Raw genomic sequence first — 18,706 nt, forward strand, 5'->3', positions numbered from 1 at the left:
TAAAATTAATTCCAAAAGTCATAAAAATGATGAACAGGCCCATGTCCTTCGCCAATTTTATAATCGGCGCCAGCCAAAATCGCATTGTTAATGTATTCTTTGGCTTTAATGGCACAATCCTGAAGGTCAAATCCCTGCGAAAGAAAGGCCGCAAAAGCCGATGACATACTGCAACCTGTTCCGTGGGTATTTCGGGAATCAATTCTCTTCGATTTGAGTTCCAACAATTCATTCTTTTCAAAATCGAAGAAGATATCAATCAAATCATCTTGTAACAAATGTCCTGCCTTTAGCACAACTGAGGTTTCGAATTTCTCTGCCAACTGCTTTGCGCTGGCGTAAATATCAGTCTGATTGGTAATTTTTGCATTCAATAAAACCTCAGCTTCAGGCATATTAGGTGTAATAACTCTCACTTTTGGAATTAGTACTTCCTTAAGCGTTCTTATGGCCTCATCTTGTAATAGTTTATCTCCCGATGTTGCCACCATAACTGGATCTAAAACCACATTTTCGATCTGATATTTTTCCAAAGCATTGGCTACCACCTTAATGGTTTCAGATGAATGCAGCATTCCAATCTTAATAGCATCTACGCCAATATCACTTAAAACGGCATCAATTTGCTCTGCAAGAATCTGATTCGGAATAGCATGTACATTACTCACGCCCAAGGTATTTTGAACAGTGATGGCTGTAATTGCAGTCGCCGCAAAAGATCCGCATGCCGAAATAGATTTGATATCAGCCTGTATGCCTGCTCCTCCTCCCGAATCGCTTCCCGCAATGCTGAGTACTCTATTGTATTTCATTTGATATTTTAACTAAAGTTTAAACCGGCCAACCCTCTTTTTTATAGGCGCTATCCCAAAAAATCCATTCCATTTTTGATGCCTTTACAAAAGCATCCCACATTTTTTTCCTTTTCTCTATGGAAGCTTGCACAGCAAGTTTATCGCAAATTGAAATGGCTTTCTCAACTGCCTGGGCAAACTCTTCTCCCCCGTAGGTATCGATCCAGTTCTGATAAGGATTGTCTTCTTTTGACTGGTTGGCAAGAATATAATCTCCTACTTTTTTATAGATCCAGAAACAAGGTAGAACTGCTGCTGCGGCCTCAAGAACGGATGCTGCCGCCAACTGCTTGTGAATAAATGAGGTGTACAGCAAACATGAAGGTGAAGCTGTTGTTTTTTTCTTTTGATCGCTCAAATAAAACTGGTGCACAGCCTGTTCAACCGAAACCGTATCGCTGGCAAAATCCAGGAATGCTTTTCTGTGTTCAGAATCTTCCAGTTTACCGGCAATACCTGCAAGTACTTTTCCAAATTCGGCAAGATACAATGAATCTTGCTGCAGGTAAAAATTGAATTTTTCACGTTCCAATTCACCACTCATTAAATCGTTGATAAAAGGATGTTCAAGAATCTGGGTATAAATCCCTTCGATTCGTCGCCATGCCTCAACAGACCATTTCATATGTTATATTTTAACTTGTTTCGTAAGCATAAAAAAAACCGCTTCAAATCAATGAAACGGTTTTATCTATATGAGATTAATAATATCATTTTAAGATGAATCGTTTCCCTACGCTACCATTATGCAGATCAGGTGAAAGGGTATTTCTCAGCATGAAATCACAAATTCAAGCACCCCTAACGCAAAGGCAAAGGTAAAATTTTAAATCGAAATCAGCTTAATAATTTTGTTCCTGATATCCCACCGCAAAAAACCTTGCCGGATTTTTATGAATAGAGTTTTGGTAACGAATATTCTCATCTACAACCGTAGCAGCCCACCAGGCAACCGATAAAACATCATGTCCAAAAGAATGTTCTTTCTTTTTAAATCTTAAATCGCCCAGTTGCAGCACAGGTTTCTTTTCAACAATCTCGGAAAGAAATTTTTCTTTTTCAACATCCTGATTAAAAGGTGCTTTCTGCTCTTTATACATTTTCCACTTTTCAAGATAATCATCATCAGTAGCTGATTGTGCCAATAATGAAAAGGAAAAGAACATGAGTACACACAAAGCTATTACAGTTTTCATATGCTAAAAATTATTATGATATAAATATAGGTTTATCATGCCAGATAATCAAATGTTTATTTTGAAATCCCCTTCTCAAAATGCATTCCATACAACAACTTGTTTATGATCTTATTTTCTTGCTACTGAGGCAGGAATTCTATAGGATAAATTGAATTCAGCCATTCATTTTTTATTAACTTCAACTCTCCAATTAAACAGATTAATATGTACCAAAAAGATTACATTCTTCGAATGATTGAGCTCATTGCTGAGCTTATTGCTCAAATTTTAGGTTTACTTACAAAAAACAATACACAAGAAGCTTCTAAAATTTTGGAAAATGCTTATCGTGATTTTTTAAAAGAGGATGCGGCATTTTTCAGAAATATCCCAAAAGAAAAGCTTAATACAACCCTTTTGGAGCAACACAATTATACCAATGAACACTTGCAAATATTAGCAGAGCTTTTCTATGCCGAGGCCGAGATACAAACTGCCAAGAATCAGTTGGAACTTTCACAGGAATTTTACCAAAAATCGATGGTATTGTTCCAATTTGTTGATGAAAATGCAGTGAGTTTCTCGATTCATTTACAAAAAAGAATTAATCTGATTAAAAGCAAATTACAAAACTAAACAGGATCAGGATTTATAAAAGGTTTCCTGCATTGGTTTAAGTTGAATACTTCTCCTGTCTTTGTTCTGCTTCATCAATTGATACTTCTGGTGGAACTTGTTTTTCAATGCTTTATCGATAAGCTGATATTCCAGGTAAGTTTTTGACTTGTAGTAATGAATGATTGGAACCAGCTCTTTCACCGAATCATTTTTCACCTGCAATACTCCGTAATATTTTGATATTGAATCTTTTTTTGCGCTAAAATCTATTAAACTGAAAACCTGGTTCGTAAAATGAAACTTTTTATATCCTGATATTTGCCTTGTTTCAAACTGTTTTTCCATATTACCGTAATGCCATCCCGATTTGTAAAATGCCCTAATCCTGTGTTTTTGCGGACGAGATTTTGAAATTTCCAGAGAAATTAAATTTCCAACTCTTTGCCTGGATTGTGCCCCTTTTAGTGTGTACGAACCATCATACCATTCATTTTCAACCTGGTAAAAATACCTTACGGTTTGTGTCCAGTTTACTTGCTTTCCAAACGAAACTGTATGCATTTGTGCATCGTAAATTACAGCATTCTTGGTAAGGGTTTTACCAAAAAACACAGTAGGCAATGTAAAACCATTCCAGGCAAAATAAGCGAAAAAGCCAAGAAATAAAATGCCAAACGCCCAGGGATTAAATTTTCTCATTTGTTGATGATTAAAGTTTTGTAAATTCTCTGTATCTATCTAACAAAAAATGTGCCGAAGGATAAATAGAATTTGGACTCATAAAATGAGAAAATTCGAAAGTAATCAACTTGCTTACTCCTACTTTTTGTGCAACATCCATCTTCATCTTCAAATTTCGCCAATCAATGGGAAGAAAATTAATGGGCATCCCCCGTTCAAAACTTTCCACATTGGCCCACGATTCAATGCCATGTTGATCTGCCAACTTTTTATTTACCCTCGAAAAATCTTCCAATTCAAAAAAATCGACTTGTCCATCCTGAAAGGCAACAATATCTACTTTACCCGATAACGCCGAAAAAATTTGATCCCACTGTGCTTCATGTTCTTCTAATGTAATTGGATCTTCGAACTGCATTCGTCCCTTTACATAGGGAGAAATCAGGATGGGAATGTTTTTAATTGATTTTAATTCTTCACACAACTCACCTACCAAGCTTAGTTGATCCTCATCGTGAACACTTAATTCATGACTCGCATACCACCCTTTAAAAGCTTTTCGTTCTCCATATTTTTCTGCTACCTCTTTGGCAAGCTCTTTATTAATTTCAAGTTCTTTTTTATAATCTCCTTTGTGCCAATACTCTCCCGAGTCGTACAAACCAAAATAAAAGTTCATGCCGCAGCGTTCTGCCTGTTCCAGAAAAAGATCTACTAAATCGATGTAAACAGGATAAGGCTGAATGTACTTTTTAAGGCTTTCCGAGTCGAAAGTCAATTTGTTTTTATATCCTGCTCTAATCAGGATTACAGTATCGATTCCGATGGCTTTCATTTCATCAAAATCCTTGGCCCACTCCTTTCTTCCCCAGTTCGATGATGGGATATCATGTGATATTTCGTCGAGAAAAGTTCCAGTAATTTTCATTTTTCTTGTTCTTTAAATCAAACTTTTTAATAATTCCACACACAAAAACAAAGCTCTCGGTACATGAAAACAACCTTTGTATGGCCCTCCTTTAAAATGTTGGGAAACTTTCCCTTCCCGATCTAAATATCCATACCACTCCCCATTTTCATGATCTGGAAAATGTGCCAATGTATAATCCTTAATCATTTGAAAGCGCTTCCAATCTTCCTGCGATTTTGTTTCGGCATAAATTAAAAGTGTCGCGTACAAAGCTTCGCAATGTGGCCACCACAATTTTCGATCCCATTCCAATTGGGTTGGAGAAAATCCTTTGGCATCCAGGAAATAAAAAATGCCACCATGCTCCTGATCCCAGCCCTGGTCCAAAGAGCTTGTAATCATGGTGTTCGACAAGGCATTCAAATCCTTATCCTCTAGTCTCTTTGCCCAATGTTTCATAAACCAGCCAGCCTCAATGGCATGTCCCGGGTTTAATAGTCTGCCAGCCGAGGAATCATGCAGTTCCCCATTAGTCAATACATTTTCGTAAACGGTAGAATTCACCACATGCATTTTGACTTTAGCAATACATTCGTCAACCATATTCCGAACCAAATGAAAATCGTGCTGATACACTTCTTCAATCAGGTTTAAAATGATCATGGGAACTGCCAGGTTTTGAAAATCAGGCTCTCCCTTGTATACCGGACGATTTATTAATTCCGGTTTTTGACTCATTTCCAAAACCGACTGAAACATCTGCCTCGATTGTTCTTTTAATTCATCTGAACGAATCGCTTTGGCATATTCGGCCACAGCCATCACATAAAAGCATTCCGAGAATATTTTTCTCTGCATATAAACTGGTTCACCCTTTTCATTTAATGAAAAGTACACCCGATTGTTTTCGGTGATTGCAAATTTTTTCAGAAACTCAAAACCATGAGTAGCGATGGTAAGCCATTTTTCTTTCTTTTCAAGTGTATTGTATAGCTTTGAGAACATCCAGACCTGCCTTCCATGCAACCACATGTATTTGTTTGTATCATAAATATTCCCATTTTTATCCAAACAGTTATAATAACCTCCATTTTGCTGATCGATGGAATATTTTTCCCAAAATGGCAAAACATGGTGGAACAACTCCTTCTCCAACTCAGTTTTTAGTTTTTCCAATTCAATTGTACTCATGTAATCAATTTACTTATCAATTCTTTATGATTTCTACACTAAATCTATATAAAAATGATGACAAAGTTCATGTTCTAAAAGAGCTTAATTATTTGGTCTTTCATTTTTGAAAAAGCTACATTTGTTGGTAACCAACTTGAACCTTTACAATGAGTTTTTTTCACAGAAAAAGCAAAGCAGATATTGCTTTGAAGTACTTTCATAAACCTCCAGGGTATTACAATTGCTCACAGGCAATTTTTAAAGCTTTTCAGGAGGAATACCAAATTAGCAACGATCAAATTGTTGAGCTGGCCAAATATGGGAATGGCAAAGCTCCCGAGGGGTATTGCGGAGCCTATTTTGCTGCTCTGGAACTACTTAAAGACAAACCTGCCTTGGCCGATGAATTTACAAAACGATTTCAGGAAAAATCTGACCACCTGACTTGTTTCGATATCAGGTTCAACTATTCCATGTCTTGTAAAAACTTGGTGCGATTGGCTGCTAATCTATTGCATGAACTCGATCCGGTGCAAAAGGATACAAAATGAAAGCAATCCCTGTTTGTGCAGCAATCATCAGAAAAGGAGATCGTATTTTGGTGGCTCAAAGGAATCATCATGACGAATTGGGTTTGAAATGGGAATTTCCGGGAGGAAAGCTTGAACCCAACGAAACTGCCGAAGAATGCATGGTACGGGAACTTTTTGAAGAGTTTGGCATTCAATCAAAAGTGAAAGGATTTCTTGGTGAGAACACACACGATTATGGCAATAAAAAAGTTTGTCTGAAAGCTTATTTTGTTGAACATCTATCAGGAGAATTTCAAATTAGAGTTCATCAAAGCGTGAAATGGGTGCATTATTCAGAACTGAAAGATCTCGATTGGGCACCGGCTGATATCAAACTGGTTGAACTGCTTTTAGACCATTATGGCTATAGAAGTTGATTTACTGAGTCGCGCAAGAAATCACGGGTATGGTAATCTTCATCTATGATTTCACCATTCCAAACTACAATGTCCAAATCGATCACTCGCGGACCAAATTTTGGCAAAGTCCTATCGCGTCCCATTCTATCTTCCAATCGCTTTAAATAGTTTCGGAACTCATCAATATCATGATGTGTTTCCACCCTCACAGCACCATTCATAAAATCATCCTGATCGGTGATTCCGATCGGAGCTGTTTTGACCCATGATGAGTGGCGTCCTACTCTATGATCTTTTGCAAGCAAAGACAGCATTCTTTTGATATTTTCTTTCGGATTAATATTCGATCCAATGCCAATAATACAGGAGTTCATATTGATTCAGATTAGAGTTACCTATTCGCTTCGAGTTCTATGGATACAGATTCGGCAAATCGCAAGGCATGTGGCTTGTCTACCTCAACTTTGGCCCATTCTACATTCTCATTTTTCATGATTAAATCGAGAACTTGTTGGGTTAAATTTTCAAGCATTTTAAATTTCCCTTCCTGCACCATAGCAATCACCTTTTTGGTGATCACCTTATAATTGTACGAGTTGTCAACATCATCATTCTTAATGGCTTCACTTACATCAGTTTTAATACTCATGTTGATCACCACATCCTGTTTGTTTCTCAGTTCTTCAGGATTAAATCCAATGTATGTTCTAATTAATAAATTTTTTACACGAATAATTGCCATAAGCTTTAATTTATAAGAGTTGTTCCCCACCATCGCAGTATAAAATCTGCCCGGTTAGGTTTTCATTGTCCAAAATGTAATCAAGCGATTGAAGAATCGGTTTTACACCGCCTGGAATTTTCATTGGTGTTTTTTCAGCCAGGTTCTTTAAATATTCATCCCCTTTTCCTTCGGGTGGTAAAGTAGCTCCGGGTGCAATTCCATTCACCCTGATATTTGGTCCACATTCCAGTGCCATCATTTTTGTTAGGTGAGCCAATCCTACTTTCGAAATGCTGTAAGCAGCATGGGAATTCGAATAACCTGTAATTCTAGTATCCAAAAAATTAACGATGATTCCCTTTTTGTTATTCAGCACAAAATCTCTTGATAGCACAAATGGCGCCTTTAGGTTCACATCCATTTGAAGATTATAGAGTTTTACATCAGTTTCCCTAATGATACCAGGATCAAAAACCGATGCATTGTTTATGAGAACATCCAACTTATCGAAAAAGTTCATCACTTTATCGGTGAATTGTTCCAATTCTAACTCATTGCCTAAATCGCACTGAAAAATTTTAAACTTTTGGGTAGGATATAGATCCATTAGTTTGGCTTGCAATTCCAAAGCTTCCTTTTTAGACGAATTGTAATGCAAGGCAATGCTGAATCCTTTGGCAGCCATATGTTCTGCTACTTCCTTTCCCAGGCGCTTAATGGCTCCGGTTATTAGTACATTTCTCATTTCACCTCAATTAATCGTTTACGCTTTCCTTTAAATTTAATCAATATTCAATCTTTAAAGAAATTTATGATAAGATAATTTAAAGATTCACAGAAATTATCTCCTTATTAATTTCTATTTTTGAGAATTACATTTGTTTATTCTCAAAATTAATGCTGAAAATGATAGACATTCGAATAGAAGAAGAGTTGAAAAATAAGTGTCCTGAATTAAAGCTTGGTGTAATTCAGTGTGGAGTTGAAACCGTTGAAGACTGCCCGGAACTTTGGCGGGAGATCGATGAATGTATCAAAATAAAGGAAGCAGAATTAAGTCCTGAAAAAATACGTGAATTGCCCTCTGTTAAGAGTACAAAACTAGGCTACAGAACCATAGGTAAAGATCCAAGTCGTTACAGGCCTTCTGCCGAGGCACTTCTGCGACGGGTAGTGAGCGGAAAGGGTTTGTACAAAATCAATAATGTTGTAGATCTTTTGAACCTGGTTTCGATTGATAGCGGTTTTTCTATTGGTGGTTACAATGCTGAGAAAATTAATGGTAAAATCCAATTGGGGATTGGACTAAAAAATGAACCTTATAAAGGGATCGGACGCGGCGAATTAAACATTGAGTTCCTGCCTGTTTTTCGAGATGATTCCGGAGCATTTGGTAGTCCTACCAGCGATTCTCTTCGCACATCGATTACCAAAGATTGTTCCCAGTTTTTAATGATTATTCTAAGTTTCCAGGGAGAGCATGAACTAGGTGAAGCCATGAATTTTGCGGTTTCATTGCTAGAAAAATATGCCAGGGCCGAGAACATCAATACACAAATCATATAAATGAAAAGGTCCGCAAAAATCTTGCGGACCTTCTTTTTCAAGTCTGTCTGGTAAATTATTGTAATACAAATTTAATTACTGAAGTATAGGATACTTTTACTGGTTTACCTCTTTGTTTTCCTGGGGCAAATTTTGGTAAATTCTGAATCACTCGGATTGCCTCCTGGTCCAGGGATGGATCTACTCCTCGCAATACCTCAATATCATAAATCCCACCATCTTTACCTACTACAAATTTCACAAACACTCTTCCTGTTATGCCATTTTCCTGGGCCACAATAGGATATTTCAGGTTTTTGTAAATGTATCGGTAAAGCTCTGCATCTCCTTCTTTCTGATTGTTACAGATATCAGGGCGAAAAATTGGCATTTCTTCAACAATAACAAAGATTTGAGCTTCATCTAATTCTTCCTCTTCTTGAACAATTTCGCGAATCGGTTGAATTTCGACCTCAGTTTCCTGATTGATGTCTTCCTCAATAATTTCTAATTCTTCCTCGAGTTCAACATCATCATCTACAATTGTAATAACATCCGTAATCTTGATTTTGGGCGGTAGTTTCGGTGGAGCCTGAATTTCTTCCTGCCTGGTAATCGGTACCATTTCTTCATCAATTGTAAATTCGCTTTCAGGAGTAAAGTGAATTGCTTCCTTTACATTCGATTTCCATTCGAAAGAAACAAAGGTTACAGCCAGTGCCACGACCATCCCAATTTCGAAGAATAAGGATTTCCGTTTTTCCAAATCGACGTTTGGATTCTTTTTTGGAATCATAGCTGCACATTTTACGGTAACAAGATGCTATATACACAAGTCTTTCATCAAGTACGAAGCATTACTGTTTCGTGCAAAATACTGACCTCATGAGAGGATGAGTTCAAAGAACGTTTTACTTCTTAATAGTACGAAATTTAGAATTTATTGTTTCGAATCAGCAAGTCAATTAATTGTTGATTATCAGATTATTGCAATTTAAAATTCACATATGCCGAGTAGTAAACAGAAACAGGTTTTAGTCTTTGCATTCCAGGTTTAAATTTTGGCAAGTTTTTCAAGACTCTAATCACTTCGTTATCTAAGAGTGGATCAACCGATCGTGTGATTTGAATGTCTGAAATATCACCCGTTTTTGTCACCACAAAGCGAACATATACTTTCCCTTGTATACCTGTTTCCTGAGCAGTTACTGGATACTTTACAGAAGTTTGCAAGGTTCTGAAAAGATCCATATTCCCTGCTTTAAAGTCTTTATTTCTATCAGGTCTGAACACGGGCATAAACTCGGCGTGCACAAATGGAGTTTCCTCCTCCTCTTCGATATCATTTTCCACAGGCAGTTGTACATCATCCTCAATGTCTCCAAATGAATCAATTGGTTCATAATCAGGATCTGCATCAATATCCTCGACTATTGTTGGATTAAGCAGTGTAATTTTCTTTACCTGTGGTGGCTCTATTGGCTTTTCGGGTTCACGATAAGTAATTGGTATGAGCATATCCACATCATCTAATACATCCAAAACCACATCTTTGGGTTCTTCGAAAGGAACTTTGTATTCGAAAGCAGTTAACACCAGCATAAAGCTGAAAATTAAACCGAACTGCAAAAACATGATTCTCTTCTTCTCTAAATTATATTGGGGATTCTTCTTCTCTTTCATAGCACAATGATTTAAAGGTTCAACAATACATTTAAACTAATTTCTTAGTTAATGTAGGTAAAAAAATTATTGCAGTACAAACGAAATGTATCCACTAAACCAAACACTAACTGGCTTGTTTCTTTGCATTCCTGGTTTAAATTTTGGCAGGTTGCTAACCACTCTAATGGCTTCTTTATCCAAAGCTGGATCTACCGAACGAACAACTTTAATATTGGAAATTTCGCCAGTTTTGGTTACAACAAACCTAACAAATACTTTACCCTGTACTCCATTCTCCTGAGCAACGATTGGATAGCGGGTCATTTTTTGCATGGTAATGAATAAATCGCGCTGACCTTGCTCGTAGGTTTTGTTCTTTTTAGGATTGAAAATTGGCATTTGCTCTACCTTCACGAATGGTGTGTCTTCATCAACTTCCTCAACATCTTCACTTACATCACGAATATCGTACTCATCATCTTCAGACAAGCTTGCATCAATGATTTCCAAATCATCGATTTCGTCATCATCTTCGGTAAGCATGATTTCTGTCAATTCCATTAATTTCACTTTGGGCTGCTCTTTCGGTTTTGGTTTATCCTGAACGGTAACTGGAACAATTTCGTCTATTTCTTCCATGATATCCATGGCTAATTCCTCGGTTTCGGCAACCGGTGTTTTGTATTCGAATGCAGCCAAAACAAATAAAAAGCTGATTAAAAAACCGATTTGTAAGAACATTCCTCTTTTCTTTTCTAAATCGTGGCGGGGATTCTTTTTTACTTCCATAACATTGAATTTTGGTTAGACAATAAATTGGTTTTTGGGTTTATCCCTAAAAAATTAGTCCTTACAACTAATTTCTTAGTTAATATACGTAAAAAATTTTATTAATTCAAAGCAAAACGGATAGGAATTGTATAACTCACCTTTACTTTTACACCTTTTTGTTCGCCTGGAATCCAATAAGGCATGCTATTTATCACGCGTAGCGCTTCCTGATTTAATTCTACATTTGCCCCTTTAATAACTCTGGCGTGCGAAACACTTCCATCTTTATTTACATTGAACTTCACATACACTTTCCCTTCATATCCTTGTTCAACAGCCAAAATCGGATACCTGATATTTCGTGCAACCCACTTCCTTAGGTTTCCATCTCCACCTGGAAATTCAGGCATTTTTTCAACAAGGGTAAAGGTTTCGTTATAGTTTTCCAGTTTCGCCAGGTTATCTGAGTGATAATCTGATGCATTCTTAATTTTTTCAAGTACAGGGTTTCTGGTTAAAAGTGGTTGTTCCACATCAAAATCTTCCAGTTTAAAATCAATTGGTAATGTATAAGCCACATTTACCAAGTTCCCTTTAAGTTTTCCCGGAGTCCATTTTGGCAGACTCGCCACAACCCTGCGTGCTTCTTTGTCTAAATCAGGAGATACTCCTTTATTAACAAACACATTCTTTACTTCACCCGTTTTTCCTACTACAAAACTTATAAATACTTTTCCTTCAATTTTGTTCTTGCTGGCATTTTTAGGGTAACGAATCTCACTGGCAATGTAATTCTGCAGTACATTTATCCCTCCAGGGTATTCAGGCATTTGATCTACAATTCGGTAAACCTGGTTTGGGTTCACATTTTCTTTGTAAGCTAGTGTCGAGATACCATTATCTGCCTTTCCTCTCACAAAATTTACATCCTCTTCTTTATAGGTATATTCTCTATCGGAGAAAGAATAGAACTGTTTTAAGCCATCAGGTATCATTTCGGAAAAGGAGATATTGTTTGCCAACTTCTCTTCCTCTTCGATGGTAAAGGCAAAGGCTGATAACAAAACCAAAACAATTGGCACCAAAAGAATCAATTTCACAAGGGCAATTTTTGGTGTCTTAATTTTGCCCAACATGGAAATTCTCTTCTTCAGGGTAGATTGTCCAAAATTATTTGCCAACCTAAACAAATCGCCACCTGCAAACTGATTTACAATGTGCATTTTGTATTCGTTTGGATTTGCCGATCCATTCACCACCTTATCGTCTGCAAGGTATTCATGAACTTCCTGTATGGAACTCTTGTACATCCATACCAAAGGATTGATCCAGAAAACAACGGTAAGAATCTCCAACATCAGCAAGTCGAAGGTGTGCAATTGGTCCACGTGAACTCTTTCGTGCGCCAAAATGGAGGAAAAACCAGGTTTTTGATAATCCTTCTTGCTGATAAAAATGGCATTCAAGAAAGAGAAAGGAGGGTAATCATCTTTCATCACAACCAACTGTACTCCGTCTTCACGAATTCGTTTGTTGGTTCGGGTCCAAATGAATAATTGGATCAGATTTTTAAAAAATCTGGCACTAAGTAATAATAATCCAATCAAGTAAATAAATCCGATGTACTGATACCAATCAATATGCTTATCGGCTGTTACAACAACCTCTTGCAGCATATTTGCACTTAAATATTGTTGAGAAGTAAGCACAACCGCATCCAGCATGGCGTAATCTGTTGAAACCGAATTGGAGTTTAACTCAAAAGGAATTTCGAGCGAAGGAATGAGTAGTGAGGCAGCCAATGTCAGCAACAAGAACACACGGTTGATCCTGAAGAATGTATCTCTCTTCAGAAACAACCAATACAGGGCATAAAAAAATGCCATGCAAATTGCTGATTGTAAAAAATATAGAATTATGCCTGTAACCATTCCTGGAACTATTTAAGAGCTTTGTTTTTTAATTTGCTCTTCTACCATTCTTTTTACTTCTTCCAATTCCGATAAACTTACCTGCTCCTCTTTAGCGAAAAATGAAACCATATCGCGATAAGAGTTCGAAAAGTAATTGCGTACGAAGCCTTTCATAAATTTGCGGGTATATTCTTTTTTGGTAATCAATGGGTGATATCTGTGACTTTTACCAAAAGCAACATGTCCAACAAATCCTTTTTTCTCAAGAATTCGAACAATTGTTGAAACGGTATTGTAAGCTGGTTTAGGCTCAGGAATACGTTCGATAACTTCCTTTACAAAGGCACTTTCAAGTTCCCAAAGGATTTGCATTACCTGTTCTTCAGCTCTGGTTAATTCTTTCATTATTATTTGTTTTATTTAAAGTGGGACAACAAGTTTTTGTTTATTGATTTTTTTATTCTTTGACTTTAGTCATAAATATAAAACTATAATTTTAGTTTTCCAATACTGATGAATAAAATCACAGGGACTACTTTTTTAATACACTGATTTTCCATCAAAAAGAATGCCTTTATTTGTCTATTTGAAATGAATCTGCATCTAAAAATACCGGAAATTTGTCTCTGAACTGATTTAAGTCGTTCAAACTAATGCTGTAGGTTTGAATTTCCGATTGGTGATCTTCACATTTAACCAATAGTTTTCCTTTTGCATCGAAGAGCGATGAATCTCCGGAATAGGACAAATTCATTCCATCTGCACCAATCCTGTTTACGCCTGCAGTATAAGCCTGATTTTCTATGGCTCTAGCCTTTAAGAGTGTATTCCAAACCTCGCGACGTGCTTCGGGCCAGTTCGCAACATACAGTAGGAGGTCGTAATCGTTATTCCCTCTACTCCATACCGGAAAACGCAAGTCGTAACAAACCAACGGGCAAATTCTCCATTTGCCTATTTCAAATATGAGTCTTTCGGTTCCGGCTTTGAAATGATTCTGCTCCTCTCCCATGCGAAACAAATGCCTTTTATCGTAAGTGCCCATTAATCCTTTTGCATTGACCACAAATAAGCGGTTAAAAAAGTCTCCTTCATCATTCACAATAATACTGCCTACAACTACAGCACCTAGCTGAGAAGCTTTTTCCTGCATCCAATTCACACTAATTTCCTCGAATGGAGCAATTTCTTCCTTTTTATCCATTAAAAATCCGGAGGTGAACATTTCCGGTAAAACTAGCAAATCAGTTTTTAGCTTGGCATCGGCTATCAATTTGGAAAAATGAGCCAGGTTGTCCTCAACATTCCCCCATATCAATTCTGTTTGCACAAGGCTCACATTTAAGTGATCAGTCATATCGGCTCATATTATAATCCTGTCGAAAACTTCTCAGGATGTTTAGGTTTTGAATTGATGTAATGACTCTTAATGGCAATCATATCTTTCTCAACATCACCAGTTGGGTAAAACGGAATGCCGCAGGTAAGTGTTTTATCTTCGTAGTTGATTTCTGCCAAATAAATTGGAACATTGGCCTTAAGAGCAATAAAATAGAAACCTCTTTTCCATTCTTTTCTCAAACTTCTACTTCCTTCTGGCGCAATGGAAATGTACAATGATTCTCTTTTCGAGAATTCTTCCGCCAACTGATCTGTCATGTTTCCTTTTTTCGACCTGTCGACAGGTATCACACCCCAGGATTTCAACAAATATTTTAATGGGAATACGTACAATTCCTTCTTCATCAGGATGGTTGTACTCACATTGTGCGATAAAAATGCCAATTTTCCCCATACAAAATCCCAATTCGAGGTATGTGGCACCGCAACAATTACTGCTTTTTTAATTTCTGGTACATCACCAATATATTTCCAACCGAACATTCTCATGATCAGTCTACTAATAGCTGCTCTCATATTTTTAGTTTGATTTCTATGCAAAGCAATCAATTCTTAACGGGTAAAACAACCTTTAATTAAAGAAATTCTCGGAAAATAGCGTAGATTCTGTAAAGTATTCAATCAAAAATTATTTATTTTTGCAAAATCTTACTATTCTTACAATTAATTGATACTTACACACTAAAAACAGATTCACTTTGGCTTTTATTCAGAAGGATGCCATTTTCTCAGGAAAGTGGTTTTACAATTACTCATTGGTTATTGCAGGAGCTTTTATTATGGCTGCTGGTTTTGTATTTTTTATTGTTCCTCACGATTTGGTTCCGGGTAGCATTTATGGTATTGGAATTGTGATCAATAAACTAACTCAAGGCCTTTTCCCTCAAGGGATTTTTGGAGCTTTAAATCCTGACGATTACAATGGTTTTTTCTCGGGTCTGTTGTATCTCTTTATGGATTACTCCAATGATCTGTTTCGAAAATTTGGAGGCGGAATCCCGGTAGGTATTGCCAGTTTACTGATTAATGTTCCTTTAAGCCTTATCGGAATTAAAATTTTAGGCCCTCGCTTTGGGATTAAAACCATATTATCCTTTGTGCTTTGTGCTTTGTTTTTAGATACCATTACAGCATGGTGGGGTGTTATTCCTTTGGTTGATGATGTATTGCTATCCTGTATTTTTGGTGGAATTTTAATTGGTTTCGGCCTGGGCTTAATATTAAAAGCACGAGCAACATCGGCAGGTTCTGATATCCTGGCTATGATAACGGCAAAATATTTGCGAATGCCTTTGGGACAAACCGTAATTTACATCGATTCATTAATTGTACTGAGTAGTTTATACATCAAACCCGACTGGCAAATTCCTCTATACTCCTGGATTGTTTTATTCGTAATAGGCAAAGTAACAGATATTACATTGCAAGGTTCTCATTACGAGAAGGCATTGTTTATCATCTCTGATAAATATGAAGAAATCAAAACCAAAGTAATTGGTGATTTAAATCGTGGAGGCACATTCCTGAAAGGAACGGGAATGTACGATGGCGAAGAAAAAAATATGATTTTCATGGTGGTTAACCGCCGCGAATTATCCATGCTGCAGGATTACATTCACTCTATTGATCCGGAGGCATTCGTAACGGTAATGGAAACCAACGAAATTCTTGGGAAAGGCTTTAAATCCTTAGATGATAAACCAGAATAAAAAGCAATCCCTATTTGGATTGCTTTCTGAACTTTGAAAATGCTTTTTTAATTTTTCCGGTTTGTAGCTCTTTAAGTTTTGAGGTGAGCATCTCAGAATCTTCAACAGGTATTTCAGCATTGCCTAATTTTAGGAACATCAATAGAATTTCTCTGTCTGCATCAGGAATTTCCGTAAGATCCATACGAGAAACAAAAAGTCGTAACTGTTCTTCCTCATCTATGGAAGTATTACCAGAATAGTATTTTGGTAGCAGTTCATGGCAACTAAAGTCGTTCAATACACCTACAGGATCAATTGCTGAACGCATCATTTTTCGTGCGTTTGCAAGAATTGAAATTACATTATTAATGCCAACTTCCAGGATCAAGGCAATTTCGTCTACACTTAATCTGGCCAACGATCTTAAACAGATTACTTCGGCCTGCAAGGGTGCATAATCCTTAATCAGCAAACAAAACTTTTTTAAGACAGGATTGACATTCTGCAAGTATTGATCGCTTTGGGTAGAATGCTGTGAGACATTGCTGTAAGAAGCATTTGATTTGGCAAGTTTTCGAGCGAGTTGAAATACTTTGTGTAGATCAGTTGGGGCAATTTCGGATCTTTTATCCCAACACTCCTCGATGGTTTGGCTTACAATCTGCAAGCTTTGCTTATGATCTTTTAAAATACAAAATACATAGTAGTATATCTTATTCGCATTGGAAAAGATAAACGTGTTAAAGTGTGATTTATCCATTAGTCAAGTAGTAGTAGTTGTCGTATCAAAAAGATACCAAGTTCGTAAAGCATAGATATACTTGAAATGCCCATAAATGTTACACATTTGAATAAAAAAAGCGAGTATTTTTATTACCCGCTTAACATTTTATTTTTTATTTTAATGGAGAGTTTGGCTCTTTTGCCATGTGGTTATAAGTCAGTTTTTCGAGCAAGGATGGGAACCACTTCTTCAACCAAACCGTTAGTTTGCCCTCCATAAAGGTCATTATCAATTCTCTTTTGCGCTTCACTACAGCATTAGCAATCAAACGAGCACACTCTTCGGCACTCATCATCTTGTCCTCATCGCGTGGTGTTTCTCCTTGCGATGATCCATCAGCTGTAAGGGCTACATTTCTTACGTTCGAAGCAGTAAAACCTGGTGCTGCTACCAATACATGTACGCCAGTTTTCAGGTTCTCTACTCTTAATGTATCCAGGAAACCACGAATTGCGTATTTCGAAGCCGAATAGCCAGTTCGCGCAGGCAATCCAATGTAGCCGGCAATTGAAATTACGCCCACTACCGAACCTTTAGATTTTGTAATGTATGGCATTGCATATTTGGTACAGTAAACCGTTCCCCAGAAATTTACGTCCATCAATTGTTTTAATACTGATAATTCAAGATCAGCAAACATGGCACGCATTGAAATTCCTGCATTATTTATCAGTACATCAACAGTGCCGAATTTTTCAACCGTTTTCTCAATTAAATTTTTACAATCTTCCTCGATACTCACATCGGTTTTCACAGACAATACTTCATTGCCCTTTGCGAGGATTGCCTCCTCTACTTCTTTCAACTTTTCAGTATTTCTTGCTGCCAGTACAATTTTTGATCCGCGCGAAGCAAATTCAAATGCCAATGCTTTTCCAATACCAGAAGATGCTCCGGTAATCACTACAATTTTACCATTCATAAGGAAGACTTGTTACGTAATTTTTGAGTCTGTTTTCTTATCGACTCCAATAATGATTCACAAAATTAGAATTATTTTCTTACCGTTTTTAGAAGGATCCTACATTTTTTGAGAATTAAATTGGGAGCATCCAGATCATTTTTCCCAGGAAAAACGGCCATTATCATAAGCAAAATTAGAAGTTTTTAAAAGTTTGTAATTTTTTTTCAATTTCTTTTCGGTTTTATATCAAATTACCAACCAATGATATAAAGCAAATCACTCGTATTTCTTGGGTAAAATTCCTACAAATTCGGCGAAATTGAGTTTGCGATTTAAATTTAATCGCTCTATATTTGCATCGCTTTTGAAAACAAAGCATACATGTTGATTCCTTAGCTCAGCTGGTAGAGCACAACACTTTTAATGTTGGGGTCCTGGGTTCGAACCCCAGAGGGATCACAAAAAGACAAGCAAAGTCTTTCCAATAAAATCAGCACGATTCCTTAGCTCAGCTGGTAGAGCACAACACTTTTAATGTTGGGGTCCTGGGTTCGAACCCCAGAGGGATCACAAAAGACAAGCAAAGTCTTTCCAATAAAATCAGCACGATTCCTTAGCTCAGCTGGTAGAGCACAACACTTTTAATGTTGGGGTCCTGGGTTCGAACCCCAGAGGGATCACGAAAAGACAAGCAAAGTCTTTCCAATAAAATCAGCACGATTCCTTAGCTCAGCTGGTAGAGCACAACACTTTTAATGTTGGGGTCCTGGGTTCGAACCCCAGAGGGATCACRAAAAGACAAGCAAAGTCTTTCYAATAAAATCAGCACGATTCCTTAGCTCAGCTGGTAGAGCACAACACTTTTAATGTTGGGGTCCTGGGTTCGAACCCCAGAGGGATCACAAAAAGACAAGCAAAGTCTTTCCAATAAAATCAGCACGATTCCTTAGCTCAGCTGGTAGA

The 18,706-nt window shown here is 37.1% G+C and carries 23 protein-coding genes, 5 tRNA genes and 1 riboswitch; of the genes, 10 read left to right on the top strand and 18 right to left on the bottom strand.

Annotation, left to right across the window (positions count from 1 at the left end; all coding sequences use genetic code 11):
• Positions 1-5 precede the first annotated feature (5 nt).
• From thiD to ELS83_RS16610, 3 genes are all read right to left on the bottom strand, one after another.
• Positions 6-812, bottom strand: a complete 807-nt coding sequence (gene thiD, locus ELS83_RS16600) for a bifunctional hydroxymethylpyrimidine kinase/phosphomethylpyrimidine kinase (protein ID WP_171596674.1) — start codon at positions 810-812, stop codon at positions 6-8.
• A 19-nt stretch (positions 813-831) separates the two neighbouring features.
• A complete protein-coding gene (tenA, locus tag ELS83_RS16605) occupies positions 832-1,479 on the bottom strand; it encodes a thiaminase II (RefSeq protein WP_171596675.1) in 648 nt (215 codons plus the stop codon).
• Positions 1,480-1,567: 88 nt separating this feature from the next.
• A riboswitch (TPP riboswitch) is annotated at positions 1,568-1,667 on the bottom strand.
• Positions 1,668-1,696: 29 nt separating this feature from the next.
• Positions 1,697-2,050: a hypothetical protein gene (locus ELS83_RS16610; protein ID WP_171596676.1), complete on the bottom strand. Its 354-nt coding sequence runs from the start codon at positions 2,048-2,050 to the stop codon at positions 1,697-1,699.
• A gap of 207 nt (positions 2,051-2,257) precedes the next feature.
• Here ELS83_RS16610 and ELS83_RS16615 point away from each other — a divergent pair, with 207 nt between their 5' ends.
• Entirely contained in the window at positions 2,258-2,668 is a 411-nt protein-coding gene (locus ELS83_RS16615; protein WP_171596677.1) for a hypothetical protein, read from the top strand.
• A gap of 6 nt (positions 2,669-2,674) precedes the next feature.
• Here ELS83_RS16615 and ELS83_RS16620 read toward each other — a convergent pair whose 3' ends face one another.
• From ELS83_RS16620 to ELS83_RS16630, 3 genes are read right to left on the bottom strand one after another with little or no spacing between them, the layout of a single operon-like run.
• The gene (locus tag ELS83_RS16620; RefSeq protein ID WP_171596678.1) at positions 2,675-3,349 is read right to left on the bottom strand and encodes a hypothetical protein; all 675 of its coding nucleotides are present in this window, start codon (positions 3,347-3,349) and stop codon (positions 2,675-2,677) included.
• Positions 3,350-3,359: 10 nt separating this feature from the next.
• Positions 3,360-4,259 carry a DUF4434 domain-containing protein gene (locus ELS83_RS16625; RefSeq protein ID WP_171596679.1) on the bottom strand — a complete coding sequence of 300 codons (900 nt, stop codon included), beginning with the start codon at positions 4,257-4,259 and terminating at the stop codon, positions 3,360-3,362.
• A gap of 12 nt (positions 4,260-4,271) precedes the next feature.
• The gene (locus tag ELS83_RS16630; RefSeq protein ID WP_171596680.1) at positions 4,272-5,432 is read right to left on the bottom strand and encodes an AGE family epimerase/isomerase; all 1,161 of its coding nucleotides are present in this window, start codon (positions 5,430-5,432) and stop codon (positions 4,272-4,274) included.
• A gap of 149 nt (positions 5,433-5,581) precedes the next feature.
• Here ELS83_RS16630 and ELS83_RS16635 point away from each other — a divergent pair, with 149 nt between their 5' ends.
• Entirely contained in the window at positions 5,582-5,965 is a 384-nt protein-coding gene (locus ELS83_RS16635; RefSeq protein WP_171596681.1) for a C-GCAxxG-C-C family (seleno)protein, read from the top strand.
• Positions 5,962-6,363, top strand: a complete 402-nt coding sequence (locus tag ELS83_RS16640) for a (deoxy)nucleoside triphosphate pyrophosphohydrolase (protein ID WP_171596682.1) — start codon at positions 5,962-5,964, stop codon at positions 6,361-6,363. Before ELS83_RS16635 ends, ELS83_RS16640 begins: the two co-directional genes overlap by 4 nt.
• On the opposite strand, the gene folK is transcribed toward ELS83_RS16640, so the two are convergent.
• From folK to ELS83_RS16655, 3 genes are read right to left on the bottom strand one after another with little or no spacing between them, the layout of a single operon-like run.
• Positions 6,351-6,719: a 2-amino-4-hydroxy-6-hydroxymethyldihydropteridine diphosphokinase gene (gene folK / locus ELS83_RS16645; protein ID WP_171596683.1), complete on the bottom strand. Its 369-nt coding sequence runs from the start codon at positions 6,717-6,719 to the stop codon at positions 6,351-6,353. The two genes, ELS83_RS16640 and folK, sit on opposite strands and share 13 nt — an antisense overlap.
• Positions 6,720-6,736: 17 nt before the next feature.
• A complete protein-coding gene (folX, locus tag ELS83_RS16650; protein WP_171596684.1) occupies positions 6,737-7,087 on the bottom strand; it encodes a dihydroneopterin triphosphate 2'-epimerase in 351 nt (116 codons plus the stop codon).
• Positions 7,088-7,097: 10 nt separating this feature from the next.
• Positions 7,098-7,814: an SDR family NAD(P)-dependent oxidoreductase gene (locus ELS83_RS16655; protein WP_171596685.1), complete on the bottom strand. Its 717-nt coding sequence runs from the start codon at positions 7,812-7,814 to the stop codon at positions 7,098-7,100.
• 161 nt (positions 7,815-7,975) lie between these two features.
• Between ELS83_RS16655 and ELS83_RS16660 the strand changes: the two genes are divergently transcribed.
• Positions 7,976-8,635, top strand: a complete 660-nt coding sequence (locus ELS83_RS16660) for a B3/B4 domain-containing protein (protein ID WP_171596686.1) — start codon at positions 7,976-7,978, stop codon at positions 8,633-8,635.
• 55 nt (positions 8,636-8,690) lie between these two features.
• Here the strand turns inward: ELS83_RS16660 and ELS83_RS16665 are convergent, their stop codons facing one another.
• From ELS83_RS16665 to ELS83_RS16695, 7 genes are all read right to left on the bottom strand, one after another.
• Positions 8,691-9,410: an energy transducer TonB gene (locus ELS83_RS16665; protein WP_171596687.1), complete on the bottom strand. Its 720-nt coding sequence runs from the start codon at positions 9,408-9,410 to the stop codon at positions 8,691-8,693.
• Positions 9,411-9,598: 188 nt separating this feature from the next.
• Positions 9,599-10,297: an energy transducer TonB gene (locus tag ELS83_RS16670; RefSeq protein WP_171596688.1), complete on the bottom strand. Its 699-nt coding sequence runs from the start codon at positions 10,295-10,297 to the stop codon at positions 9,599-9,601.
• Between the two features lie 66 nt (positions 10,298-10,363).
• Positions 10,364-11,068 carry an energy transducer TonB gene (locus tag ELS83_RS16675; RefSeq protein WP_171596689.1) on the bottom strand — a complete coding sequence of 235 codons (705 nt, stop codon included), beginning with the start codon at positions 11,066-11,068 and terminating at the stop codon, positions 10,364-10,366.
• A gap of 101 nt (positions 11,069-11,169) precedes the next feature.
• A complete protein-coding gene (locus ELS83_RS16680; RefSeq protein ID WP_171596690.1) occupies positions 11,170-12,936 on the bottom strand; it encodes a TonB family protein in 1,767 nt (588 codons plus the stop codon).
• Positions 12,937-12,993: 57 nt separating this feature from the next.
• Positions 12,994-13,335, bottom strand: a complete 342-nt coding sequence (locus ELS83_RS16685) for a BlaI/MecI/CopY family transcriptional regulator (protein WP_430438939.1) — start codon at positions 13,333-13,335, stop codon at positions 12,994-12,996.
• Between the two features lie 202 nt (positions 13,336-13,537).
• Positions 13,538-14,320, bottom strand: coding sequence for an amidohydrolase (locus ELS83_RS16690; RefSeq protein ID WP_171596691.1), 783 nt, complete (start codon positions 14,318-14,320; stop codon positions 13,538-13,540).
• 11 nt (positions 14,321-14,331) lie between these two features.
• Positions 14,332-14,880, bottom strand: a complete 549-nt coding sequence (locus ELS83_RS16695; RefSeq protein WP_171596692.1) for a 1-acyl-sn-glycerol-3-phosphate acyltransferase — start codon at positions 14,878-14,880, stop codon at positions 14,332-14,334.
• Between the two features lie 182 nt (positions 14,881-15,062).
• Between ELS83_RS16695 and ELS83_RS16700 the strand changes: the two genes are divergently transcribed.
• Positions 15,063-16,073 carry a YitT family protein gene (locus ELS83_RS16700; RefSeq protein WP_171596693.1) on the top strand — a complete coding sequence of 337 codons (1,011 nt, stop codon included), beginning with the start codon at positions 15,063-15,065 and terminating at the stop codon, positions 16,071-16,073.
• Between the two features lie 10 nt (positions 16,074-16,083).
• Here ELS83_RS16700 and ELS83_RS16705 read toward each other — a convergent pair whose 3' ends face one another.
• Positions 16,084-16,815 (bottom strand): RNA polymerase sigma factor, encoded by a 732-nt coding sequence (locus ELS83_RS16705; RefSeq protein WP_171596694.1) that lies wholly within the window; start codon positions 16,813-16,815, stop codon positions 16,084-16,086.
• Positions 16,816-16,951: 136 nt separating this feature from the next.
• Positions 16,952-17,761, bottom strand: a complete 810-nt coding sequence (locus ELS83_RS16710) for an SDR family oxidoreductase (protein WP_171596695.1) — start codon at positions 17,759-17,761, stop codon at positions 16,952-16,954.
• A gap of 368 nt (positions 17,762-18,129) precedes the next feature.
• Here ELS83_RS16710 and ELS83_RS16715 point away from each other — a divergent pair.
• The 5 genes from ELS83_RS16715 to ELS83_RS16735 all read left to right on the top strand — a co-directional run bounded on the left by ELS83_RS16715 (position 18,130) and on the right by ELS83_RS16735 (position 18,645).
• Positions 18,130-18,202: transfer RNA gene (locus tag ELS83_RS16715), tRNA-Lys, on the top strand.
• Between the two features lie 38 nt (positions 18,203-18,240).
• Positions 18,241-18,313, top strand: a tRNA-Lys gene (locus ELS83_RS16720).
• 37 nt (positions 18,314-18,350) lie between these two features.
• A tRNA-Lys gene (locus tag ELS83_RS16725) sits at positions 18,351-18,423 on the top strand.
• Between the two features lie 38 nt (positions 18,424-18,461).
• Positions 18,462-18,534 (top strand) — tRNA-Lys (locus ELS83_RS16730).
• A 38-nt stretch (positions 18,535-18,572) separates the two neighbouring features.
• Positions 18,573-18,645: transfer RNA gene (locus ELS83_RS16735), tRNA-Lys, on the top strand.
• Positions 18,646-18,706: the final 61 nt, after the last annotated feature.

Origin of the sequence: Marinifilum caeruleilacunae, from assembly GCF_013141825.1 — a bacterium.
Lineage (GTDB): Bacteria > Bacteroidota > Bacteroidia > Bacteroidales > Marinifilaceae > Marinifilum > Marinifilum caeruleilacunae.